This is a genomic window from Hydrotalea flava (assembly GCF_001623405.1).
Lineage (GTDB): Bacteria > Bacteroidota > Bacteroidia > Chitinophagales > Chitinophagaceae > Hydrotalea > Hydrotalea flava.
The window spans coordinates 51,286-75,042 of sequence record NZ_LUHG01000065.1 but is presented as its reverse complement, the minus strand read 5'-3'; the positions used below and the strand labels follow the sequence as shown (position 1 = coordinate 75,042).

Here is a 23,757-nt window from a genome sequence, read left to right as displayed (position 1 = left end):
AACAAAAAACAATCTATAAAACAAAAACAATGAAGAAAGCAATAGTATTATTTGCCGCACTGGGTTTGAGTATGATAATGGCAGGCACCACAATGGCCCAAAATATTAAAATTGGCGTTTTTGATGAACAAAATGTTTTGGCATTAATGCCCGGTATTCAAAAAGTAGATACGCTTTTGAACCAATACATGACCGATTCGCTGAATGAACAAAGAGATTATGCCATTAGTGAGTTTAAAAGAAAAGACAGTATTTACAAAGCAGATTCTGCCCGTATGAATTCCAGTATGAAATCAATTATGCAGAAAGATTTAGCAGATCAGTTTGCCAAACTTCAAAATTGGCAGCAATATCAAAATCAAATGATGCAGCAAAAACAACAACAATTGTTACAACCATATTATGATATTATTGGTAAAGCATTTCAGGCGGTAATGGCTGAGCAAAAATATACCTATGTATTTAAGCCGGATGCTTTATTATATGCTGAAAAATCTGAAGAGCTAACTTTACGTGTACTGGCTAAAATGAAAATTCCTTTACCCAAAGAACTGGAAGACCAAATAAAAGCGTTGGGTATTAGTACTTCAGGTGGAATAACGCCCTCTAAAGCACCTGTGAAACACTAAAAATATTTTAAACATCAATAAAGAAGCATCCGCAGCATGAAAAGGCCGGATGCTTTCTTATTTTTGAGCTATGCTAACACAGAAGGGTCCAATTGGCGTATTCGACAGTGGCTATGGTGGGTTAACTGTTTTAAAAGAAGTAACTGCTTTATTGCCGCAATATGATTATATCTATTTGGGTGATAATGCCAGAACTCCGTATGGTTCACGCAGTTTTGAAACGGTTTATCATTATACCCTGCAATGTGTAGAGTGGTTTTTTGCTCGGGGTTGTTCGTTGGTGATTATAGCATGTAATACAGCATCTGCTAAGGCATTGCGTACCATTCAGCAAAAAAATCTACCGGTTATTGGGGCTAATAAACGTGTGTTGGGTGTCATCAGGCCTTCGGCCGAAGTTATTGGGTCATTTTCCAAAACTGGGCATATCGGTATAATGGGTACCCAGGGAACGGTATCATCACAATCTTATTCACTCGAAATTAAAAAATTTTTTCCCGAAGTGAAGGTTTGGCAACAGGCCTGTCCTATGTGGGTGCCCCTGATCGAAAATAACGAACACCTTAATGCCGGCGCCGATTATTTTGTTACTAAATACACGCAACAATTATTGGCGCAAAGTGCAGCTATTGATACGGTTTTACTAGCCTGCACGCATTATCCGCTATTGTTCAATAAAATTAAAGCCGCATTACCGCCACATATTCAGGTAATTGTGCAAGGTGGAATTGTAGCCAAAAGTTTGCAGAACTACTTAATGCGACATCCTGAAATGGATGAAAAATGCACCAAAAATGGCAGTAAATCTTTTTTTACTACGGATGATTCAAAAAATTTTGAGCAACAGGCCGGGTTATTTTATGGACAACCCATTCGGGCCATTCAGGTAGAAATAGGTTAAAACTGCTTTTGTATACCTTTTATTTCAATAATATTTGCATTCCGCTTCATGTTTTTTTGCATTTGAATGAGTAGAAATAGGCTGAGTTAAAAAAAATTAGGGCAAAAGTTCAAACTTTCGGTCTGTGCCCTTACCTTTGCCATCCTTTCACAAAAGAGTGGTATGGTGGCCACTGTTGAAGTTGAAAAATTATTATTGGGTTAGAAAAATAAAATTATTATGAAACGTACATTCCAACCACATAAGCGTCGCCGTAAATCGGTTCACGGTTTTCGCAAACGTATGCAAACTGCTAATGGAAGAAAGGTATTAGCCAGTCGCAGAAGGAAGGGTCGCAAAAAATTAACCGTATCTAGCGAGAAAGGATTAAAATAGTCAATTTCAATTCTATTCATATCTTTAAAAGCCTCACCTTCGGGACGAGGCTTTTTTCATGTACCATTTTTAAAATATGCCGGGCATTTTTTCATATTCCAAACAAGAAAAATTAAAAAGCCGCAAACAAATTGAAGCTTTGTTTGCGAAAGGCGGGCAACTGTATAGCTATCCCTTTAAAATGCTATATCAAATAGCGTCGCAAACTAGTAATGAAGCATTGCTGCAGGCCGGTGTTACAGTGAGCAGCCGTCATTTTAAAAAAGCAGTGCAACGCAATCGTATTAAAAGGCTCATGCGTGAAGCCTATCGTAACAATAAAGTAGAACTGCAGCAATTATTATCTGAAAAGCCGCTACGGCTTTATTTGTTTATTATTTATGTTGGCAAAGAAATGCCCGAACGGGAAAAACTACCTGCTGCATTACACAAATTACTGACGCAACTGTATGGCATATTGCATGAAATGGATATTAAAAATAATACTTAGCTGGCCATTCATTCTATTGATAAAATTTTATCAATACGTTATTTCGCCCAATATTGGCCCTAAATGCCGGTATACGCCCACCTGCTCACAATATGCCATTGAGGCATTAAAAAAATATGGCATTTTTAAAGGTGGTTGGCTTTCTATTAAACGTATCAGTTCATGCCATCCCTGGGGTGGCCATGGCCATGATCCAGTACCTTAAATTATTTATTTTACCGTTGGTGGTGCCGTTAAGGCTTTTAATTTTGCAAGCTTTTCCTTTATTTCATTTAAAGTATAAAAACGGTATACTTCCGGTTCTTTATCGCCTACTTTTTCAATCGAGGTCATTCTGTGAAAAGGAGGTACTACAAAAGCATCCATATTCGCTGTAATTTTTACAATATTACTTGGCGTAACAAAAAAATTGCGATTGGCTGCATTTACATTTTTACCTTCAATCAGTTGGCTCAATGAGTCAATTCCTCTTTCAATGGTTTCCTGTTTAATGGTATCTACTTTAGTTTTAGGTGTACTATAATTTTGATAAGCCCCTGCAATGGTATCCTTTCTTGCATTCAAAATATAATAGCCATTATCATTTACCGAAATGGCAGCGCTTTTACCGTCTTCATCCTTAAGAGTAAGCGTTAATGGTCCTGCAACATTAAAGTCAACGGTTTTGTCATTTGCGCCTGCTCCCCCACTAAGGGTAATGGTTTTGGCATCCATATTAACATCTATATTACCGGTGGCTACAATCATTATTTTTTTAGTGTTATTAGTAGAACAAGCTGCCAAAAAAATACCCATTATAGTTATTAATACAATGTTACGAATCATACATATATGTTTTAAATTGAAAAATAAAGACGTGTTGCTGTAATTTAGGTTAGTTATTATTTTCAGCATAAATTTTTTCAATATCTGCTGCATATTTTTCCATAATAATTTTTCTGCGCAGGCTCATTTTGGGTGTCATTTCTCCTGTTTCAATGCTCCATTCAACAGGCAATAATCTAAATTTTTTAATTTGTTCAACATGATTGAACAACTGGTTGTATTTATCAATGATTTTATTGTAATGCTCCAGAACTTTGGGGTTTTCAATAGCCGCCTGTTGCGTAGTAAAAGGTATATTGTTTTCTTTCATCCATGATTGTAGCCTATTGAAAGCAGGTACAATGAGTGCCCCCACAAATTTTCTTTCGGGGCCTACCACCAATACCTGTTCAATGAAAGCATTTTCTTTTAATTTATTTTCAATTGGTTGCGGTGCTACATATTTGCCTCCACTGGTTTTAAACAATTCTTTTTTGCGGTCGGTAATCTTTAAAAAAGTACCATCTTCCCATACGCCAATATCGCCCGTGTGTAACCAACCATCTATTACAGTTTCGGCAGTTAAGTCGGGGCGTTTATAATAACCCACCATTACACAGGGGCCATTTACTAAAATTTCACCATCATCTGCCAGTTTCACTTCAATGCCATTAATGGGTGGGCCTACTGTGCCAAATTTCATTCCACCCGCAACTTTCCTGTTTACAGCAATTACCGGACTGTTTTCTGTAGGGCCATAGCCTTCGTATACCGGAATTTTGGCAGCATTAAAAATGCGTAATAATTTAACCTGACAGGCTGCACCACCTGTTACAATATATTGCACATTGCCTCCCAAAGCAGCACGCCACTTATTAAAAATAATACGATTGGCTATTGCCAGTTGTGTATTGTACCAAAATCCTTTATTGATTCTATTATCGTATTGTGTACCCAATGATACAGCCCAAAAAAACAACCAACGTTTTATACCGGTTAACTGGTTACCAGTATGCATAATTTTTTCAAAAACTTTCTCTAACAAACGGGGTACCGTTGTAAAACCATCGGGTTGTACTTCTTTTAAATTGTCGCCAATAGTTTCTAAACTTTCGGCGTAATAAATAGATATACCACTGTACAGGTAAATATAAGTAACCGTTTTTTCAAATATGTGATTGAGTGGTAAAAAGCTCAATACTTTTGTGTGTGGTGCATCTTCAAATGGGAAACTTTCTTTACTAAACATTACATTGCTGTAAATATTGGTATGGCTCAGCATTACACCCTTTGGGGTACCGGTGGTTCCGGAAGTATAAATGATGGTAGCCAAATGTGTAGCCGGTATTTGTGCCCGAATTGTTTGTACCCTTTGCAGGGCTGCATCATCTTTTATCAATAACTCACTCCAATGTCTGGCACCTTCTATTTTGTTGAAAGTGAAAATATTTTTTAATGTAGGAACATTGGATTGAATAGATTTTATTTTTTCCAATAAATCAGCATTACTGATGAAAATGGTAGTCACTTTTGAATCGTTTAAAATAAATTCTATCTCCAATGGATTGGTAGTGGGGTAAAGCGGCACCAAAATGGAACCTGTTTGTTGAACGGCCAAATCGGTGATAATCCATTCCGGGCGATTATTGCTGATAATGGCCACTTTATCGCTGCCTTCAGGGGTAAAATCATTACCGCTTAAGCCGAGTGATAGAAGACCGGCACTTAATTGTAAGGAAGTTTGCTGCACATGTTGCGTGCTGTAACTACGCCATTGCCCATTTTCTTTTGCTGCCAGCATGGTTTCTTTTGGAAAATGTTGCAACTGATGATCTGTTACTTCAAATAATCTTTTGGGTGTTATCATATAGGCAATCGTTATAAACTAAAATATTGCGGTAACGGTGTTTTTAATATTGAACACGATACAAATTAAGTAAACATCGCTAATTAAAAAAACAGGAATGATAGGGGGTGAATAAGAAAATCTATTTTCCTAAATCAATGCTGGCATTTTGATGTTAAGTAAGTGAGTGTATTATTGATGATAATACTGGCCTAAAGGAATTTTAAAAATACGACTGGCCTGATATTGTTTAAAAGCATCGGCCAGTGCAGTATGTGTTTGCACCCAATTTTGATAATTAACAGGACTGGCAGCAGCACCAAATATCCATTGGTTATAGGCCTCAAACATACCATCTCTTAAAAAGTATTGCCACTGATCGAAAAGGCGGGAGGGAAATTGCTGGTTTAGGCCGCTATTATACCAATCCAAAATAAAGCGGGTTCTTACAGCCATTAAATTATCGGGTGTTACACCCGTAGCAATTTGATAAATACTATTTTTTAACACCTGAAAAAAGGCCAGTGCAAAAGGTGTTTTTTTATAACCGCTACCCCATTGTTCGGGTTTGTATTGGGTATATAGTTTTTTATAAGTATCTAAAATGGTGCTTTTCATGCTGGCAGTGCGGGTAGTGTAACTTTCCAAATTAATGAATATTTCGCCATAGTATATCACCCACAACAGGTTATCGTTGTTTTGTGCATAATACATGGCTGCATTGAAATAGTTGCTGCTGTAATTTGGGTCTGCCTCAATGCCTTTTTCCCAATATTGAATGGCTTTGTCTAATGTTTTATTCATGGCCAACATTTCGCCATATTCATTGTATAATACACCACTATTGGGGAATTTTTTTAAACCTTTTTCATATAAATCGCCAGCCTCTTTGTATTCTGCAATGGCTTTATAGCACATGCCCAATATTTGATAGGCCTGTTCATCGGCACCAGGTTGGGCAATAATTTTTTTGCTGACATTAATGGCGCTGGTATAATCTCTGTTCAAAAAATTAGCAAAGGCCAAATCTTTTTGTATGTCTAAGTTGTTCGGATCTTGCTGTAATGCATTGTTCAGCACCATTACTGCATTATCGTAATCGCCCTGTTGCATTAATTGTTTGCCATCTTTATACAACTGGGCAGCATCCTGGGTTTGCGCCATTGCCATTATTCCCAATAAACCAAAAAAACATAGAAAAACAACATGTTTCATAAAAATACATTTCAGGCTTTGGCGAAAATACACTTATTCATAAATTAAATGTGTTAATAAACCATCGCGTAATTTAGGTTCAAACCAAGTGCTTTTAGGAGGCATTACATTATTGGTATCTGCAATGGTGAATAATTGTTCCATGCTAACAGGAAATAAACTGAATGCCACTTTCATTTCGCCACTGTTTACACGGCTTTCCAATGCTGCCATACCTCTAATGCCACCCACAAAATCAATTCTTTTGTCTGTGCGTTGGTCAATAATATTGAAAATGGGTTCTAAAATATTTTTTTGCAAAATACTAACATCTAAAATGCCAATCGGGTCGGTGCTAAAGGTGCCGGGTTTAGCGTTTAATTGATACCAGTTGCCATTCAGGTACATACCCATTTCGTGTAGAGCAGTAGGTTTCAATGCTTTTTCTCCGATGAGTTGAACTGTAAAGTTTTTTGATAAGGCTGCCAATAAGCTTTCTTGTGTATGCCCATTTAAGTCTGATATTACCCTGTTATAATCCATTATCGATAACTGATTAGCCGGGAATAAAGTGGTTAGAAAATAATTGGCGGCTTCAGGTATTTTACCATTGAATGACTGTCGTACTTTGGCAGCAGAAGCTGCCCGGTGGTGGCCATCAGCAATATAGGTTACCGGAACATGTTTGGCGAATAAGTCGGTAATGGTTTCAATTGCATTACCATCATTCATTACCCAAATGCTGTGTTGCACTGCATCATCGGCAACAAAATCATAACCGGGTGTTTTGGCGGTGGTCCATTGTGTAATAAAAGCATCAATGGCATCAACATTTCTGTAAGCAAGAAATACATTGCCGGTTTGGGCACCGGTAAAGGTTATATGATTAATACGGTCCTGTTCTTTATCGGGCCGGGTAAATTCATGTTTTTTGATGATGTTGTTATCATAATCATCAACCGCACTGGTACAAACCAAACCGGTTTGGCTTTTGCCATCCATCATTAAGCGATAAATGTAATAACAGGGTTTCGATTCCTGAAACAGGATTTCTCTTTTCAGAAAAGCATCTAAGTTTTGTTTGGCTTGTAGATATACTTCCGGTGCATGAACATCTGTTTGTTCGGGCAAATCAATTTCGCTTTTGGTAATGTGCAGAAAGGAAGCAGGATTGCCTTGTGCTTCAATTTTTGCTTCAGCACTGCTTAATACATCGTAGGGTTTACTGGCCACTTGTTTTGCAAACTGTGGTTGTGGTCTTAAAGCTTTAAAAGGTTGAATAATCGCCATGCTATCGTACTTGTTTAAATGATTTAAAATAATTTAACCGTGTTTTTGTGCAAAATCCTGCGCCAGTTGGCAAAATGCCTGAACACTTTCTAACGGTAAGGCATTATACATGCTTACCCTTAAGCCACCCACAGTTCTGTAACCTTTTACGCCAATCATTCCATTTTCGGTACAGGTTTTTAAAAAAGGCTGGAGTAATGCTTCATTCTTCATAAAAAATACAGCATTCATTAAACTCCTGTCTTCTTTTGCAATGGCTGAAGTAAAAATGGGCAAACTGTCAATCGTTTGGTATAACAGGTCAGCTTTTTGGTGGCTTCTTGTTTCCATAGCAGCCAATCCGCCTTCCGCAACAATCCATCTAAGGGTTAATAATGCTACATAAATAGCAAAAACCGGTGGGGTATTCATGAGCGATTTTGCTTCAATGTGTTTTTGATAGTGCATAATGGGGGGCACCGGCTTTTGTACCGAAGCTGCCCATCCCTTTTTGATGACCACCAATGTTACCCCTGCTGCACCCATGTTTTTTTGTGCACCCGCATAAATGAATGAAAATTGATTAAAGGGCATGGGTCGGCTAAAAATATCGCTGCTCATATCGGCTACTAATGGCAAATTTGTGGGTGGTATTTGATGCCACTGTGTTCCTTCAACCGTATTGTTGGTGGTAATATGCAGGTAATTGGCTTTTTCAGGCAGCGATAAATTTTTAGGAATATAAGTATGATTTTTATCTTTAGAAGAAGCTGCAATATGAACATTTCCAAAATAACCCGCTTCCTGTATAGCCTTACTGCCCCAAATGCCGTTATCGCAATAAGCGGCAGTTTCGCCGGGCGATAAAAAGTTCATGGGAATTTGCATGAATTGCGTGGTGGCTCCGCCGTGTAAAAACAAAACTTCATAATCATCATTCAACTGCATCAGTTGTTTTACCAACATTTTTGCTTCTTCTAATACTGCTACAAACCAATCGGTACGATGCCCAATTTCAAGGATAGATAAGCCAATGCCATTAAAATCGTGTAAGGCCGCAGCAGCCTGTTCTATTACCGTAGCCGGCAAAATAGAGGGGCCGGAATTAAAATTATGTTTTTTCATGGTTGCTAAAAAAAAGTGCTGCAATTTAATCAAATAGCAGCAAAGCAGGCCGTTAATAAATATGCATTAAAAGGGTATTGGGTTTAATCGTGTTCGGTAATGCCGCCGCTAATGATAAATTTCATGGCATCGGCAGCATTTAAATTGCGAATAATACGTACCCGATCTTTTGGAACAATATAGGTTATGCCGCTAATTGCGTATGAATGGGGTACATACACCACAATATGGTCGGGCAGGTTTAAACCAGCAGCATCTTTATTGGTAATAAACCCCATTCTCCAAACATCAGTAGCATCTACATTCACCATTACCGGCTTATCAAATTTCTTTTTGTTACCCGAAAATGCTTCAAAAAAATCTTTTACCGATGAATAAATAAATTTTACGCCCGGTGTATGTTCCAAAATGGAATCGAAAGCTTCTACAATTTTAGAGAAAATAAATGAGGAAGAAATACGACCCACTAATAAAACCAAAGTGAGCACTACTATAAAACCAACACCGGGTATACGTTTCAGACTGCCATCGGTATCTACCTTTATTAAACTCGGGAAAATGGAATGAATAATATTGGGAAGAATGCCATCAATAAAATTAAACAAACTAATAACCAGCCAAATGGTAATACCAATGGGGGCAAGTACGGCAAGCCCTTGTAAGAAATATTTAAAAATATTTCGAAGAAAGAGTTGGAATATCAAGGAAAATCGTTCCCTTTTCATACCACAAGTTTACAATAAATATGCATATAAAAATGCAGGATGCCATTTTACTTTTTTTATTGCCAAAAACGGATAATAACAATGCATCAATTTAGTATATTCAAATAATTGATGGAAGCGACATGTCCCTTTTTAGCCGTATCAATTGTTATAAACAGATACACTGCAACTATTCATCATTCATTAAAATTAAAAAGCCATGAAAGCGTTTTTTACTAATTTACAGACACGGAAACGCTACAGGAAAAGTTTCGCCTGAGCAAATGCAAATTTGGATGCAGCAACAAATGGAATGGGTAAATAGTATTGCTGCCCAAAACAAGTTTATGGTTGGAACGGGATTGTTATTTGAAAATGCAAAAGTGGTACACCATAACAAAACCGTTACAAACGGACCATTTGGCGATATTAAAGAAACCCTGGGTGGTTTTATTATGATAAAGGCTGAATCGGCCCAAGAAGCAACACAATTTGCAAAAGCTGCGCCGGTACTGCGGGGAGAAGGTAATACGGTTGAAGTAAGAGAAATCATGCGGCATTCAACAATGAATATTTATAAACAACCATTATTATTATCTGTTGCATAGCTATTTGTATCATGAGCATCACACAAGTATGGAAAAAATTGTTTAATGCTGGCATATTCACTTTGCCGGTCAGTCACTGAAAAAAATCGTATTCAACAAAAATGGCCTGTTTACATGTTTAAAATTTATTTTACCCAACAATCATTACACACTTATTTTCAATTCGGAAAACTGATAACCGAACGTTTGTTTGTTCATTCATCCTTCCCGTAAACCATTCATGTAAAAATAATATTAAAAAACAGAATAGAAACTTTTGCTACATTAAAAGTTTCCTTAGTTTTGCGGCCATTATGGAACATGATGAGAGAATAATAACAAAAGCCCATGAATTGTTTATGCGTTTTGGCGTGCGCAGTATTAGCATGGATGAAATTGCCTCTCAATTAGGGATGAGTAAAAAAACCCTGTATCAATATTTTACCGATAAAGATCATTTGGTAGAACAGGTTATCCGGTTAGAAATAAACCGAAATGCCGATTACTGCCAATTGCAATATTCCCAAAGTGAAAATGCCATTCATGAAGTGTTTCTGGCCATTGACATGGTTGAAGAAATGTTGAAAAACATGAACCCGCTGCTTTTGTTTGAGCTGGAAAAATACCATCCCAAAGCTTTTCAGCAATTTTATGAACATAAAAACAAATTCCTGTTTCAGGTAATTACCAACAATTTAAAAAGAGGAATTGAAGAGGAATTGTACAGGAGTGAATTGCCGGTTGAAATTATGGCAGCCTACAGAATTGAATCAATTTTTTTAATATTCAACCCATCTTTTACACAGGCAATCGGCAAACACAGTTTAGATGAATTGGCTGAGGCCATCACACACCATTTTTTATATGGTATTGCCACTCCTAAAGGTCAAAAACTAATTACCAAATACCTGCAAAAACGACAAAAACCAATTGCTAAATAAATTTAAAAAACATGAAAAAAATAATAAAAAATATTTATTTAAAATTCTAATTGCAACCTATTCATGATAAAAACAATTGTATGAAGATAAAATATCCGCTACTATGGCTGCTGGCAATCGGCAGTAGTTTTTCTTTAAAAGCACAAAGCAATGAACAGATGCATGCTTTTTCATTGCAACAATGCCTTGATTATGCACATAAAAACAATACACAAATTAAAAATGCCTTACTGAATGTGCAAATTCAGCAGCAAATAAACAGGGGTGTTACTTCGGCTGCACTGCCACAAATTAATGGTGGTATTGGTACCAACTATTACCCCAATGTGGCCGTACAAAGCTTTCCCAATTTTATTGCCGCAGCAACCTATGGTGTTTTAGTACAGGAAGGTGTAAAAAACGGTGCGGGTAACCCTATTGTGCCACCTTCCGACTTTGGTTATGTGCAGGCACAGTTTGGTACACCTTATAATGCCAGTGCCAATGTTTCATTAACTCAAATATTGTTTGATGGACAAGTATTTGTGGGTTTACAAGCCCGTGCTACTTCTATCCAATACCAACAAAAAAATGTAGAAGTAACAGAAGAAAATATTAAAGCCAATATTTACAAAGTGTACTATCAATTGGTAGTCAGTAAAACACAAATTGGATTGTTAGATGCCAATATTGAGCGTTTTCAAAAACTGTTGCATGATACACAGGAATTGTATAAAAATGGTTTTGCCGAAAAATTAGATGTAGATAAAACTTCAGTACAATTGGCCAACCTGCAAACAGAAAAACAAAAAACTTTAAACAGTATTGCAGTAGGGTATCTGGGTTTAAAAATGTTAATGGGAATGCCTGTTAAAGACTCATTGGTATTAACCGATACAATTAATGAAGACGTTATAAAAGACAATATTCTCAACGATACCGTTTATCAATACAATAACCGTAAAGATTATCAATACTTAGAACTGGTTAAAAAATTAAACCAATACAATGTTAAAAGGTATCAAATGAGTTATTTGCCATCTGTTACGTTGTCCGGTTCCTTTGCAAAACAAGCCTATCGGGGCAAATTTGATTTTTTTGACCACAAGGGCGATTGGTTTACCGCATCTGCCATTGGCTTAAATATTGGTATTCCCATTTTTGATGGTTTTGCAAAAGATGCTAAAATTAAACAATCCAGGCTGGAACTGAAACAAACCGATAATTCATTAGATAATTTAAAACTATCTATTGATAATGATGTAAAAACAGCACAGCTCAATTTTGCTTCTGCATTACAAACCCTCAATTTCCAGAAAAAAAATATGGAACTGGCCGAAACAGTATATAGCCAAACAAAGAAAAAATATGAAGTGGGTACCGGAAGCAATACTGAAATTACTGCTGCCGAAACCGATTTAAAAACGGCCCAAACCAACTACATCAGTGCAATGTATGATGCAGTAATAGCCAAAGTAGATTATTTAAAAGCAACCGGAAAACTTTAATTCATTCAAATAAACAAATCATTTATATGCAAAAAATATTTCAATTTTCATTTGTTGTGGGTACAGTGGTTTTGATGGCTGCCTGTTCAGGTAAAACCACTTCTACCGAAATTCAAAAAGAAAAACAACAGTTAGCAGATTTAAAAAAGCAACAACAAAAAATTAATCAGCAAATCAGCGATCTGGAAAATAAACTGGCACAACAAGATACTGCATTTGCCAATACTGAAAAAGCAAAATTAGTGATGCTTACAACCGTTGCCCCCCAAACATTTATACATTTTATTAATTTACAGGGAAGGGTTGATGCGGTGAATATAGCTTACGTAGCACCAAAAGGTACCGGCGGTGTAGTAAAAGCTTTGTACGTTAAAAAAGGTGACAAAATTCATAAAGGCCAATTGTTATTACAGTTAGATGATGCCATTGCGCAACAAAGCTTAACAGCAGCACAACAAAATATAGAAACCGTTCAAACACAATTCGCTTTTGCCAAAACATTGTATCAAAAACAAAAAAACTTGTGGGATCAAAATATTGGTACCGAGGTACAATTAATTACTGCTAAAAATAATGTTGAAAATTTACAAAGCCAGTTGGCCACCTTACAAAAACAATTGAATATCACCAAACAGCAATTAGACTATACCAAAGTATATGCTGAAATTGATGGTGTTGCCGATGATGTAAACGTGCGGGTAGGTGAATTGTTTACAGGTTTTTCAGGCACATCGCCCCAAATAAAAATTGTAAATACCAATAATTTAAAAGTTACTACACAGGTTCCTGAAAATTATTTGGGGAAAGTAGTTGTAGGTTCTCCGGTAAAAATTACATTGCCCGACATTAATAAAACCATTGATGCAACTATTAGTGTTACGGGTAATTTAATTGATGCTAATAATCGCAGTTTTTTTGCCGAAGCGAAATTGCCTTCCGGTAAAGAGTTTTATCCCAATCAGGTAGCCGTAGTTGCCATTCAGGATTATAAAGCATTGAATGCCATTACCGCACCTATTAACACCATTCAAAATGATGAAAATGGAAAATATGTGTTAGTAGCCGTGAAAGAAAACAATCGGTTAATTGCTAAAAAACGCCCCGTTAAAATCGGAATGATGAATAATGATAGTGTTGAAATTTTAAGCGGTTTACAGGCAGGTGATCAAATTATTACCGATGGCTACCAAAGTTTGTACGACGGGCAACTAATTACTACACAATTATAGTACCGTTATAGCTATTGTTAACCTTATACATGCAGCTTTTAAAATACGTTTATGAGTTTATTAGAAGATATTAACAGCAAGTTTAAAGAGTTTACACCTACTACATGGAGTATTAAAAACAAAACGGCTATCTATTTAATTATGCTCTTTGTTAGTTTAGGTGGCATTTATCAGTTTGTTACTTTACCCAAAGAACAATTTCCTGATATTGTTATTCCAACTATTTATGTGCAAACCATTTATGTAGGCAACTCGCCTAAAGACATTGAAAATTTGGTAACACGCCCCATCGAAAAACAAATAAAGGGCATTACCGGTGCAAAAATTAAAAAGTTTACCAGTACATCGCAACAAGATTATTCAGCTATTACAGTTGAATTTGAAACCGATGTTAAAACCGAAGTGGCACTCCAAAAAGTGAAAGATGCAGTAGATAAAGCCAAACAAGATTTGCCTACCGATTTAACACAAGAGCCTACCGTTTTAGAAGTGAGTTTTAGCGATCAACCCATTATGTATGTAAACCTGAGTGGCGATTACGATCTACAACAGCTCAAAAAATATGCTGATGATGTAAAAGATGAATTGGAAAATATTCCCCAAATTAATCGGGTTGATGAAGTGGGCGCCCCCGATCGGGAGTTCCAGATTAATGTAGATAACTTCCGCATGCAATCGGCAGGAATTACGTTTGATGATATCAGTAATGCTGTACAGCGCGAAAACTTAGATATATCAGGCGGTTTATTAGATGTGGGTAATATGAAACGCAACCTGCAAATTAAAGGCCAGTTAAAAACCGCTGCCGATATTGCTAAAATTATTGTGCGCAACCAAACCGGCGGCCCTGTTTATTTGAAAGATATTGCCACCATTAAAGATACTACTAAAGAAAGTGAAAGCTTTGCCCGATTAGATGGTAAAAATGTAATTACATTAAACATCATTAAACGTTCCGGCGAAAACCTGATTGAAACCAGTGATGCTGTGAAAGCAGTAGTAGAAAAAATGAAAGAAACTGTATTACCCAAAGATTTAAAGGCGATGGTTACAGGCGATCAAAGTATTAAAACAAGAAGTTCTTTTAATGATTTGGTTAACTCTATTGTAATTGGCTTTGTATTGGTATTAATAGTGTTGATGTTTTTTATGGGTGTCGTCAATGCATTCTTCGTTGCCCTTTCTGTTCCACTGAGTATGTTTGTGGCATTTGTATTTTTGCCCGGAGCCGATTTAGTTGTAGGCTCGCATGTAACCTTAAACTTTATCGTATTATTTGCATTGCTGTTTGGGTTAGGTATTATTGTAGATGATGCTATTGTGGTAATTGAAAATACCCATCGTATTTTTATGCAAGGCAAAGGCAAAATACCCATACAAACCTCAGCTCGTATGGCTGCCGGAGAAGTATTTGTGCCCGTATTTGCGGGAACGCTTACTACCTTAGCCCCATTCTTCCCCTTGTTATTCTGGCCGGGTATTATAGGTAAGTTCATGATTTACTTGCCCACCATGCTCATCTTTACATTAGCAGCATCGTTGGTAGTAGCATTTATTATGAACCCCGTTTTTGCGGTCGATTTTATGAATCATCCTGAAGATGAAGTAAAGCCTCCTAAAAAAGATCTTTTTAAGAAAACTTCTTTCTGGGTAGCTATAGCCATCGGTATTTTATTAGATATTACCGGATTAACCTTCTTTGGTAATCTGTTAATCTTCTTCATGTTGCTGGTTATATTAAACAGGTTTGTGTTAGATGATGCCATTCATTATTTCCAGAATCATGGATTGCCCTGGATCATGAATCATTATGAAACTTTATTATGCTGGGCATTGCAAGGATGGCGTCCTGTAAAATTGTTATTGGTTACTTTCGGTTTATTAATTGTGGCAGTAGTAGGTTTTGCCATTGCTATCAGTACCAGTCATGTGGGTATTACATTCTTCCCGAAAGGGGATCCCAACCAAATTTATGTATACCTGAAATTGCCGGTTGGAACGAATGTGTTATATACTGACTCCGTTACCCGTGTATTGGAAGGAAGGGTGAATAAAGTTTTGGGCATAGATGAAGCAAAAGGCAAAACCAATCCTATTGTTGAAAGTGTAATCAGCAATGTGGCCGTGGGTGCCAGCGATCCGATGAGTGGCGATAGAAGTACCAGAAGTGAATTGGGTAGAATTCAGGTTTCATTTGTGGAATATGAAAAACGCCACGGTGTTTCTACTGCCCCTTATTTAGATCAGATTAGGGCAGTTATGAAAGGAATACCCGGTGCCGAAATTACTGTTGACCAGGAAAGCTCAGGCCCTCCTACCGATCCTCCGATTAATATTGAAATTGCCAGCGAAAATTTTGATAACTTAATTGGAACGGCTACTTCGTTAAAAAATTATTTAGATTCCATTCAGGTACCAGGTGTGGAAGAATTAAAAATGGATGTGGATTTAAAAAATCCTGAATTAACCCTTACCATTAATCGTGACAGGGCTTTAACCGAAGGCGTTTCAACGGCACAAATTGGCCAGCAAATTCGCACTTCTTTATTTGGTAAAGAAGTATCAAAAATTAAAGAAGGGAAAGATGAATATAAAATTCAATTGCGTAGTCAGGATTATCAACGTCAAAATTTAAACGATCTGTTGAATATGCGTATTTCATTCCGCGATATGGCATCGGGTGGTGCGGTAAAAAATATTCCCATTAGTGCATTAGTAAAAGTAGAACCCACTACTACATTGGGAAGTGTAAAGCGCAAAGATCAGAAGCGATTAATTACCCTTCGCTCTAATGTATTAACCAATCAGGGTTATGATGCAACGGGTGTAAACCAGGTAATAAAAAAATACATTGATCAGTTTAAGCCCAAAGTGCCCGCCGGTGTATCCATTAAACAAACGGGAGAGGGTGAGCAACAGGCTGAAACCGGTGCATTTTTAAGTAAAGCTTTATTAATAGCATTGGCACTTATCTTAATTATTCTGGTACTGCAATTCAATAGCGTTAGTAAACCCATTATTATATTAACAGAAATTGTGTTTAGTGTAATAGGTGTTTTACTCGGCTTTGCAATATCTGGTTTGCAGGTATCTGTTGTAATGACAGGATTGGGTATTGTTGGCCTTGCAGGTATTGTGGTAAAAAATGGAATTTTGGTAATAGAATTTGCCGATGAACTAAGAGGCCGTGGTATGAAGACAAGAGAAGCAGTGATTGCTGCAGGAAAAACCCGTATTATACCGGTATTGCTTACTGCATTGGCTGCCATCCTTGCATTTATTCCTATTGCAGTTGGATTTAATATCAATTTCATTACTTTATTTTCTGAATTAAATCCACATATCTTTTTTGGAGGTGATAATGTGGTGTTCTGGAAGCCATTGTCATGGACCATTATTTTTGGTTTGGCATTTGCATTCTTTATGACACTTGTAATTGTACCTTCCATGTATTTAATAGCAGAACGTTTACGCAAGCCCATGCGCAGAATGTTTGGTGGAAAATGGATTAGTTTCTTAGCCATTCCTCCTTTCACCATCATCTTCCTGTTATTGATTTTAATTACTTTATACAATCACAGAAGGCATGTTCAAAAAAGAAAGCGCCTGCAATTGAAACATGTAAATAAAGCTTTTATAGGAAGTTGGTTTTAAAATCTAAAGTTTTTAACAAAAGGCCGTTATAATATTTTCATAGCGGCTTTTTTGTTTTTTATTTCTATTCAAAATGCAGCAAAACCTTTTGTATTTTCACACAAAATTTTTGGTATGATTCAAAATCATGAAATTGACTATAGAATTATTGGTGAAGAAATGCAATATGTTGAGGTAGAATTAGATCCCAATGAAACAGCAGTTGCTGAACCCGGTGCCTTTATGATGATGGAAGATGGTATTACCATGCAAACTATTTTTGGAGATGGCAGTAACCAGAATAACGGATTGTTAGGCAAATTATTTTCGGCTGGAAAGCGCATGCTGGTGGGTGAAAATCTGTTTATGACTGCCTACACCAATGTTAGTGCCGGGAAAAAGCATGTAAGCTTTGCTGCACCTTACCCCGGCAAAATCATTCCTCTCGATCTCAATCGATTGGGCAATAAAGTAATTTGCCAGAAAGATGCATTTCTATGTGCAGCCAAAGGGGTAAGTATTGGCATTGAGTTTCAAAGAAAATTAGGAACGGGTTTGTTTGGCGGGGAAGGATTTATAATGGAAAAATTAGAAGGTGATGGTATGGCCTTTGTACATGCATGCGGACATGTTGAACAAAAAGAGTTGCAACCCGGCGAGTTACTTAAAATAGATACAGGTTGTATTGTTGGGTTTACTGCAACTGTTCAATACGACATTCAATTTGTAGGAGGTATTAAAAATACATTATTTGGCGGTGAAGGGGTTTTCTTTGCCACACTCAGGGGGCCGGGAACCGTATGGATACAAACTTTGCCGATTAGCCGCCTGGCCGGCCGCATTTTACAATACGCTACGTTTAAAAGGAAAGAAGAAGGAAGTGTACTCGGCGGTCTGGGCAATTTATTGGATGGTGATGGCTGGTAAAATTATTGTTATGACTTATGATATTCAACAAGCATTGGTACAAACCTGCCTGCATTACTGGCAGGAAAATGTAAAGAAAACGGAGTATTGCTTTACCTTATTGTCTGAACAACAGGTTTGGCAGCAATACAATACCGTTAGTAACAGTATTGGTAATTTGATAGTACATCTTTGCGGAAACATCAGCCAATATATACTGGCAACTTTAGGAGCGCAGGGTTTTCAACGCAATCGGAATGCAGAGTTTGAGCAAAAACCTCAATTATCTAAAGCGGCATTGTTAACGCAATTGAATGCGATTATAGAGGCAGCCGTTCAAATAGCAAATAATTGTTCCTCTGATTGCCTGTTGAAAAATTATTCCGTTCAAATTTATGAAATGAGTGGTATTGCCATTCTTGTTCATGTAACCGAACATTTTTCTTATCATACCGGTCAAATTGCTTTGTTAACCAAACAAATGACCGGAAAAGATTTGGGTTTTTATGCTTCCTTAACTTAAAACGATTATCTTTTTCTTCTATCAACATCATGTTGCATGGCTCAAATGGGAATGACTGAAATGTATTAAATTTATGCCTGATGAAAAAGATAAATGCAATAATAATTCTGTGTTGGATGCTACTGCCCATTTCAATAATGGCACAGCACAAAAAAGATACCCTTGCTTTACATACCGATTCAGCACAGCAAATATATATTCAGCAACAAGCCAATCAATTGAAACAAATTGAACTGGAACGTCAGGCCGATTCTTTAAAAAGAATCAATCTCATACTTAAATTGCAAAACTTTTCAGCTGCCAATCAGCAACAAAAACAATCATTGCAGCAGGAACTGGATGTTTTGAAACAAAAAGACAGCCTTCGTGTGGCCATGCAAAAACAAAAAATTGATTCATTAAAAAAAATAATGCATGGTTATGCTGTAGCTCCTTTTGGTGATACCTTGTTTACTGTTTATACTTCATTGGGTAGTTTTTCTGCTGCCGACAGAGCAAATGCTATTAACAATCGAATTCAGGCATTGGCCGATAATTATAATTTTGCTGTTGATTCGCTAAGTATTGTGGATAATGAAAGTACGGTAGATATAGTGTTTCATGATTTAGTTGTGATGAGTATTACAGAAAATGATGCGTTATGGGAGAATGTAAGTAAACTTCAATTAGCCAATACGTATCTACTTAAAATTAAAACTGCCATTCAGCAATATCGTAACGAAACCTCTTGGCAAAATATTTTGAAGCAAGTTGCACTGGCATTGATCGTTATTGTTGTGTTGATATTTTTAGTGTATTATATAAAGAAAATATTTTCAAAAATTGAATCAAAAATTGCTTCAGCAAATTTTATACAGATACAAGGCATTAAAATTAAAAATTATGAATTGCTTTCTATTGATCAGGAAGTAAATTTGATTAAATCTTTACTGCGTATTATAAAATGGCTCATTATCCTCATTGCTGTTTATTTGGCTTTTCCATTGGTGTTTGGTATTTTTCCTTGGACTAAAGCAATTGCCACAAAATTATTATCCTATTTTGTTGATCCGTTAAAAAGAATTTTACTTGGTATTTGGGATTATTTTCCCAACTTAATTACCATTATTGTAATACTATTTGTATTTAGATTGGTTTTAAAAGGCATTCGTTATCTTAAAAAAGAAATTGAAAAGGGATCTTTATCTATTCCGGGTTTTTATGCAGATTGGGCTAACCCTTCCTATCAAATTATACGAATTCTTTTGTTTGCTTTTTTGTTGATTGTAATTTTTCCCTATCTGCCGGGTTCAAATAGCCCTGTATTCAGGGGGGTTTCGGTTTTTTTAGGGGTCTTATTCACGTTTGGTTCATCAGGATCACTTAGTAATATTATTGCAGGATTAGTATTAACATATATGCGCTCATTTAAAATGGGTGATCGAATTCAAATAGCAGATGTTTCAGGCGATGTGATTGAAAAAACCTTGTTGGTTACACGCATCAGAACCATTAAAAATGAAATAATTTCTATTCCCAATGCTACTATTTTAAATAGCCATACCATTAATTACAGCAGCGATGCGCCGGAACGAGGTTTAATTGTGCATACAACTATTACCATTGGGTATGATGCTCCATGGCGGCAGGTGCATGCTTTATTAATTAAAGCTGCATTAGCTACAACGTATGTTGAAAAAAATCCGGAACCTTTTGTATTGCAAACTTCGTTGAATGACTTTTATGTAAGTTATCAGATTAATGCCTACACCAAACAACCCAATAAGCAGGCAGAATTATATTCCCTTTTGCACGCCAATATACAAGATACTTTTAATGAAGCGGGCGTAGAAATTATGTCGGCGCATTATACCAATTTACGAGATGGAAATCAGACCACTATCCCTTCTGATTATCTGCCTGATAATTATACTGCACCGGGTTTTAAAGTAAATACTGAAAAAATGAATCCAGATAATGCTAAAAATAAATCATAAATCGGGTAGAATTGCTATTCAGCATTTTTATAACTTTCTATTGAACTAAAGCCTAATTTCGTTGGCACAAAGTTGGTATGTACTATGGACCGTTTGACCCAAAAAATTTCTGCAACCGGCTATTTTTCTGAAGATAGTTTACAGGCTTTTTTACAACAATGGCAACAATGGAAATTGCCCAAAGATTATTTACTGCTAAAAGAAGGCATTGTTTCAGATTATATTTATTTTGTATCTTCCGGTTTGGCCCGTATTTATTATTTTAAACATGGCAAAGAAATTACCGAATGGCTGGCCATGGATGATACTTTTTTTCTTTCTATTACCAGTTTTTTTAAACGTACACCCAGCAAACTGAATATCCATACCATTGAGCCATCTGTTATCTTAGGTATACATCATGATGATTTGATGCGTTTGTGCGACGAATACCATGATGTGGAACGATGGCTGCGTAAATTGTTAACCCGCTCATTGATTTCTTCTCAGCAAAGAATGGATGCCATACAATTTGAAACCGCCTTACATCGTTACCGGCGTTTGGCCGATGAGCATCCTACTATTTTGCAGAGGGTACCATTATCTTATATCGCTTCATTCTTAGGTATTACGCAGGAAACACTGAGCCGTATTAGGGCGCATCGTTAGTTTTTTGATAATTATCAATGAAAGGTGTTCACATTCGTATGAACTTTATGTTTCATTAATTTTTAATCATGAAACTTTCTACACTATTGCCTGCCCTTGCTGTACTATGCAGCACACCAACGCTATATGCCCAATCGGGTAAAGCCAATGAGTTAATAGCACGGATGACCTTGGAACAAAAAGTTGAATTGTTGGTAGGAATGGGTATGCGATTGCCAGGCCCAACTGCAGCATCAGATAAAAAAACCGATACCGGAAAACATGAAATTGCCGGATTTCAATTACCACCATCGCTACCAAAAGATGCTTCTATTCCCGAAAAAGTTCCGGGTGCTGCGGGCAGAACACATGCCATTGAAAGTCTTGGGTTGCCTTCATTAACCCTGTCGGATGGTCCGGCCGGCGTACGCATCAATCCATTCAGATCCAATCATCCTAACAAAACTTATTATGCCACCGCATGGCCGGTGGGAACTTTGCTGGCCTCATCTTGGGATACAGCATTGGTACAACAAGTGGGCAAGGCTTTTGGGAAGGAAGTGAAAGAATACGGTATTGATGTGTTACTGGCACCTGCTATGAATATACAACGCAATCCATTGGGTGGTAGAAATTTTGAATATTATTCTGAAGACCCATTTGTTTCAGGACATATTGCAGCAGCATTTGTAAACGGAATTCAACAAAACGGAGTAGGCACCTCTATTAAACATTTTGTTGCCAATAATCAGGAAACCAATAGAAACAGCGTAAATACCATTGTGAGTGAAAGGGCATTGCGTGAAATTTATTTAAAAGGATTTGAAATTGCAGTGAAAGAATCTAAACCTTGGACAGTAATGTCATCTTATAATTTAATTAATGGAACCTATGCTTCAGAAAGCCCTGATTTATTAACCGGCATTTTACGCGATGAATGGGGTTTTAAAGGCTTGGTAATGACCGATTGGTTTGGCGGGAAAGATGCTGTAGCGCAAATGAAAGCCGGCAATGATTTATTGATGCCCGGGACTATTATGCAATACAACGCTATTTTAAAAGCAGTAAAAGTTGGAATTTTGGATGAAAAAATTATTAACCGAAATGCAGCAAGAGTGGTTGATTTAATTTTAGAATCGCCTACTTATAAAAAATTTGCCTACACCAATCAGCCTGATTTGAAAGCCGATGCGGCACTATCCAGAAAAGCTGCTGCTGAAGGTATGGTGCTGTTACAAAACAATAACAACGCATTACCATTGACGAATACCACTCAAAAACAAGTGGCTTTGTTTGGCAATACATCCTATGATATTATTGCCGGAGGAACCGGAAGTGGTGATGTAAATAAAGCCTACACTATATCATTAGAACAGGGATTATTAAATGCCGGTTTTGCCATTGATAAAAATTTAATAGATGCTTATACTACTTACATTACAACCGAAAAAGTTAAACAACCCAAACCCCGTTTCTTTTTTGAGTTGGTACCTCGTGTAAAAGAAATGGATTTAGAATTGCCTTTGTTGCAAACTGAAGCCGATAAGGCAGCGGCTGCAATTATTACCATTGGTAGAAATGCAGGAGAAGGTGCCGACAGAAAAGTAGACAATGATTTTACTTTATCAGATGCCGAAAAAAATATGATTCGCCAGGTTTGCGATGCCTTTCATGCAAAAAATAAAAAAGTAATTGTAGTATTAAATATTGGCGGTGTAATAGAAACAGCCAGTTGGCGTAATATGCCGGATGCTATTTTATTGGCCTGGCAACCTGGTTTAGAGGCAGGAAATGCTATTGCAGATATCATTAGTGGTAAAGTAAATCCTTCCGGAAAATTAGCAGTTACTTTTCCCATGAATTATCAGGATGAACCTTCTGCAAAAAATTTCCCGGGAAAAGCGTTGCAACCTGCCCGGCACAAAGGGTTCTCTTTAATGGGTAATCCGGCTGAAGTGGTGTATGAAGAAGGCATTTATGTTGGTTACCGTTATTTTAATACATTTCATGTACAACCGGCTTATCCTTTCGGTTATGGATTATCGTATACTCATTTCTCAACAAAACCTATTCACCTCAGTACTACTGAAATGAAAAAAAATATTACTGCTTCTGTAACAATTACTAATAAAGGCAAAAGAGCCGGAAAGGAAGTAATTCAGGTATATATAACGGCACCAAAAAGTAATATTGATAAGCCTTCTGAAGAATTAAAAGCCTTTGCTAAAACAAAATTATTACAACCCGGCGAATCGCAAACCTTAACATTTATCATTTCACCTGCCGATATTGCATCTTTTCAAACCACGCAATCTGCATGGATTGCCGATGCGGGTACTTATACCATTAAAATTGGCAATTCGTCCGAAAACATGCTACAAACAGCCACTTTTCTATTGCCACAACAAATGATTACAGAACATGTAACCCATTTACTGGTTCCAAAGCAGGTTATTACAGAATTAAGTATGCAATAAATTGTAGCCCCTATAACAACCAAAAGTGCAATTC

Annotated in this window: 21 protein-coding genes; 15 read left to right on the top strand and 6 right to left on the bottom strand. The window is 36.8% G+C overall.

The features are described 5' to 3' along the window. The first annotated feature begins 29 nt into the window (after positions 1-29). The 5 genes from A0F92_RS07195 to yidD all read left to right on the top strand — a co-directional run bounded on the left by A0F92_RS07195 (position 30) and on the right by yidD (position 2,600). On the top strand, positions 30-629 hold the full coding sequence (locus A0F92_RS07195; protein WP_167516887.1) for an OmpH family outer membrane protein: 600 nt from the start codon (positions 30-32) through the stop codon (positions 627-629). A 70-nt stretch (positions 630-699) separates the two neighbouring features. Continuing rightward, positions 700-1,530 carry a glutamate racemase gene (gene murI, locus A0F92_RS07190; protein ID WP_068243517.1) on the top strand — a complete coding sequence of 277 codons (831 nt, stop codon included), beginning with the start codon at positions 700-702 and terminating at the stop codon, positions 1,528-1,530. Between the two features lie 219 nt (positions 1,531-1,749). After that, entirely contained in the window at positions 1,750-1,905 is a 156-nt protein-coding gene (gene rpmH / locus A0F92_RS15550; RefSeq protein WP_074419624.1) for a 50S ribosomal protein L34, read from the top strand. A 76-nt stretch (positions 1,906-1,981) separates the two neighbouring features. Beyond that, entirely contained in the window at positions 1,982-2,395 is a 414-nt protein-coding gene (rnpA, locus tag A0F92_RS07185; protein WP_068243514.1) for a ribonuclease P protein component, read from the top strand. Continuing rightward, entirely contained in the window at positions 2,367-2,600 is a 234-nt protein-coding gene (gene yidD / locus A0F92_RS07180; protein ID WP_167516886.1) for a membrane protein insertion efficiency factor YidD, read from the top strand. The genes rnpA and yidD overlap by 29 nt, the downstream gene beginning before the upstream one ends. Before the next feature lie 5 nt (positions 2,601-2,605). Here yidD and A0F92_RS07175 read toward each other — a convergent pair whose 3' ends face one another. The 6 genes from A0F92_RS07175 to A0F92_RS07150 form a co-directional block, all read right to left on the bottom strand. Continuing rightward, positions 2,606-3,220 carry a hypothetical protein gene (locus A0F92_RS07175; protein ID WP_068243508.1) on the bottom strand — a complete coding sequence of 205 codons (615 nt, stop codon included), beginning with the start codon at positions 3,218-3,220 and terminating at the stop codon, positions 2,606-2,608. Between the two features lie 49 nt (positions 3,221-3,269). Continuing rightward, positions 3,270-5,066 carry an AMP-dependent synthetase/ligase gene (locus A0F92_RS07170; RefSeq protein ID WP_068243504.1) on the bottom strand — a complete coding sequence of 599 codons (1,797 nt, stop codon included), beginning with the start codon at positions 5,064-5,066 and terminating at the stop codon, positions 3,270-3,272. Positions 5,067-5,237: 171 nt separating this feature from the next. After that, positions 5,238-6,260, bottom strand: a complete 1,023-nt coding sequence (locus A0F92_RS07165) for a tetratricopeptide repeat protein (protein WP_068243501.1) — start codon at positions 6,258-6,260, stop codon at positions 5,238-5,240. A gap of 33 nt (positions 6,261-6,293) precedes the next feature. Next, positions 6,294-7,529, bottom strand: coding sequence for a DUF1015 domain-containing protein (locus A0F92_RS07160; RefSeq protein ID WP_068243498.1), 1,236 nt, complete (start codon positions 7,527-7,529; stop codon positions 6,294-6,296). A 33-nt stretch (positions 7,530-7,562) separates the two neighbouring features. Continuing rightward, a complete protein-coding gene (gene serC / locus A0F92_RS07155) occupies positions 7,563-8,633 on the bottom strand; it encodes a 3-phosphoserine/phosphohydroxythreonine transaminase (RefSeq protein WP_068243727.1) in 1,071 nt (356 codons plus the stop codon). A gap of 83 nt (positions 8,634-8,716) precedes the next feature. Beyond that, positions 8,717-9,358 carry a DUF502 domain-containing protein gene (locus tag A0F92_RS07150; protein WP_068243490.1) on the bottom strand — a complete coding sequence of 214 codons (642 nt, stop codon included), beginning with the start codon at positions 9,356-9,358 and terminating at the stop codon, positions 8,717-8,719. Positions 9,359-9,576: 218 nt separating this feature from the next. Between A0F92_RS07150 and A0F92_RS07145 the strand changes: the two genes are divergently transcribed. The 10 genes from A0F92_RS07145 to A0F92_RS07100 all read left to right on the top strand — a co-directional run bounded on the left by A0F92_RS07145 (position 9,577) and on the right by A0F92_RS07100 (position 23,723). Then, positions 9,577-9,945, top strand: coding sequence for a YciI family protein (locus tag A0F92_RS07145; RefSeq protein WP_068243487.1), 369 nt, complete (start codon positions 9,577-9,579; stop codon positions 9,943-9,945). Positions 9,946-10,238: 293 nt separating this feature from the next. Beyond that, entirely contained in the window at positions 10,239-10,865 is a 627-nt protein-coding gene (locus A0F92_RS07140; protein WP_068243484.1) for a TetR/AcrR family transcriptional regulator, read from the top strand. Positions 10,866-10,945: 80 nt separating this feature from the next. Further along, positions 10,946-12,352: a TolC family protein gene (locus A0F92_RS07135; RefSeq protein WP_068243481.1), complete on the top strand. Its 1,407-nt coding sequence runs from the start codon at positions 10,946-10,948 to the stop codon at positions 12,350-12,352. A 26-nt stretch (positions 12,353-12,378) separates the two neighbouring features. Then, a complete protein-coding gene (locus A0F92_RS07130; protein WP_068243479.1) occupies positions 12,379-13,581 on the top strand; it encodes an efflux RND transporter periplasmic adaptor subunit in 1,203 nt (400 codons plus the stop codon). Between the two features lie 51 nt (positions 13,582-13,632). Further along, a complete protein-coding gene (locus tag A0F92_RS07125; protein WP_068243477.1) occupies positions 13,633-17,235 on the top strand; it encodes an efflux RND transporter permease subunit in 3,603 nt (1,200 codons plus the stop codon). A gap of 114 nt (positions 17,236-17,349) precedes the next feature. Continuing rightward, positions 17,350-18,141: a TIGR00266 family protein gene (locus A0F92_RS07120; protein ID WP_068243724.1), complete on the top strand. Its 792-nt coding sequence runs from the start codon at positions 17,350-17,352 to the stop codon at positions 18,139-18,141. 10 nt (positions 18,142-18,151) lie between these two features. After that, positions 18,152-18,643 carry a DinB family protein gene (locus A0F92_RS07115; RefSeq protein ID WP_068243721.1) on the top strand — a complete coding sequence of 164 codons (492 nt, stop codon included), beginning with the start codon at positions 18,152-18,154 and terminating at the stop codon, positions 18,641-18,643. A gap of 80 nt (positions 18,644-18,723) precedes the next feature. Continuing rightward, positions 18,724-20,619, top strand: a complete 1,896-nt coding sequence (locus tag A0F92_RS07110; protein ID WP_068243474.1) for a mechanosensitive ion channel family protein — start codon at positions 18,724-18,726, stop codon at positions 20,617-20,619. Positions 20,620-20,703: 84 nt separating this feature from the next. Beyond that, positions 20,704-21,267, top strand: coding sequence for a Crp/Fnr family transcriptional regulator (locus A0F92_RS07105; protein WP_068243471.1), 564 nt, complete (start codon positions 20,704-20,706; stop codon positions 21,265-21,267). Positions 21,268-21,335: 68 nt separating this feature from the next. Beyond that, positions 21,336-23,723, top strand: a complete 2,388-nt coding sequence (locus A0F92_RS07100) for a glycoside hydrolase family 3 C-terminal domain-containing protein (protein WP_068243468.1) — start codon at positions 21,336-21,338, stop codon at positions 23,721-23,723. The last annotated feature ends 34 nt before the right edge of the window (positions 23,724-23,757 follow it).

What these genes read in the sequence shown, in the direction of transcription:
- A0F92_RS07100 (WP_068243468.1), top strand. Translation starts at nt 21,336, where the DNA reads ATGAAACTTTCTACACTATTGCCTGCCCTTGCTGTACTATGCAGCACA.
- serC (WP_068243727.1), bottom strand. Translation starts at nt 8,633, where the DNA reads ATGAAAAAACATAATTTTAATTCCGGCCCCTCTATTTTGCCGGCTACG.
- A0F92_RS07160 (WP_068243498.1), bottom strand. Translation starts at nt 7,529, where the DNA reads ATGGCGATTATTCAACCTTTTAAAGCTTTAAGACCACAACCACAGTTT.
- A0F92_RS07130 (WP_068243479.1), top strand. Translation starts at nt 12,379, where the DNA reads ATGCAAAAAATATTTCAATTTTCATTTGTTGTGGGTACAGTGGTTTTG.
- A0F92_RS07175 (WP_068243508.1), bottom strand. Translation starts at nt 3,220, where the DNA reads ATGATTCGTAACATTGTATTAATAACTATAATGGGTATTTTTTTGGCA.
- A0F92_RS07170 (WP_068243504.1), bottom strand. Translation starts at nt 5,066, where the DNA reads ATGATAACACCCAAAAGATTATTTGAAGTAACAGATCATCAGTTGCAA.
- A0F92_RS07120 (WP_068243724.1), top strand. Translation starts at nt 17,350, where the DNA reads ATGATTCAAAATCATGAAATTGACTATAGAATTATTGGTGAAGAAATG.
- A0F92_RS07195 (WP_167516887.1), top strand. Translation starts at nt 30, where the DNA reads ATGAAGAAAGCAATAGTATTATTTGCCGCACTGGGTTTGAGTATGATA.
- A0F92_RS07115 (WP_068243721.1), top strand. Translation starts at nt 18,152, where the DNA reads ATGACTTATGATATTCAACAAGCATTGGTACAAACCTGCCTGCATTAC.
- A0F92_RS07150 (WP_068243490.1), bottom strand. Translation starts at nt 9,358, where the DNA reads ATGAAAAGGGAACGATTTTCCTTGATATTCCAACTCTTTCTTCGAAAT.
- A0F92_RS07105 (WP_068243471.1), top strand. Translation starts at nt 20,704, where the DNA reads ATGGACCGTTTGACCCAAAAAATTTCTGCAACCGGCTATTTTTCTGAA.
- A0F92_RS07135 (WP_068243481.1), top strand. Translation starts at nt 10,946, where the DNA reads ATGAAGATAAAATATCCGCTACTATGGCTGCTGGCAATCGGCAGTAGT.
- murI (WP_068243517.1), top strand. Translation starts at nt 700, where the DNA reads ATGCTAACACAGAAGGGTCCAATTGGCGTATTCGACAGTGGCTATGGT.
- rpmH (WP_074419624.1), top strand. Translation starts at nt 1,750, where the DNA reads ATGAAACGTACATTCCAACCACATAAGCGTCGCCGTAAATCGGTTCAC.
- rnpA (WP_068243514.1), top strand. Translation starts at nt 1,982, where the DNA reads ATGCCGGGCATTTTTTCATATTCCAAACAAGAAAAATTAAAAAGCCGC.
- A0F92_RS07110 (WP_068243474.1), top strand. Translation starts at nt 18,724, where the DNA reads ATGAAAAAGATAAATGCAATAATAATTCTGTGTTGGATGCTACTGCCC.
- yidD (WP_167516886.1), top strand. Translation starts at nt 2,367, where the DNA reads ATGAAATGGATATTAAAAATAATACTTAGCTGGCCATTCATTCTATTG.
- A0F92_RS07140 (WP_068243484.1), top strand. Translation starts at nt 10,239, where the DNA reads ATGGAACATGATGAGAGAATAATAACAAAAGCCCATGAATTGTTTATG.
- A0F92_RS07165 (WP_068243501.1), bottom strand. Translation starts at nt 6,260, where the DNA reads ATGAAACATGTTGTTTTTCTATGTTTTTTTGGTTTATTGGGAATAATG.
- A0F92_RS07125 (WP_068243477.1), top strand. Translation starts at nt 13,633, where the DNA reads ATGAGTTTATTAGAAGATATTAACAGCAAGTTTAAAGAGTTTACACCT.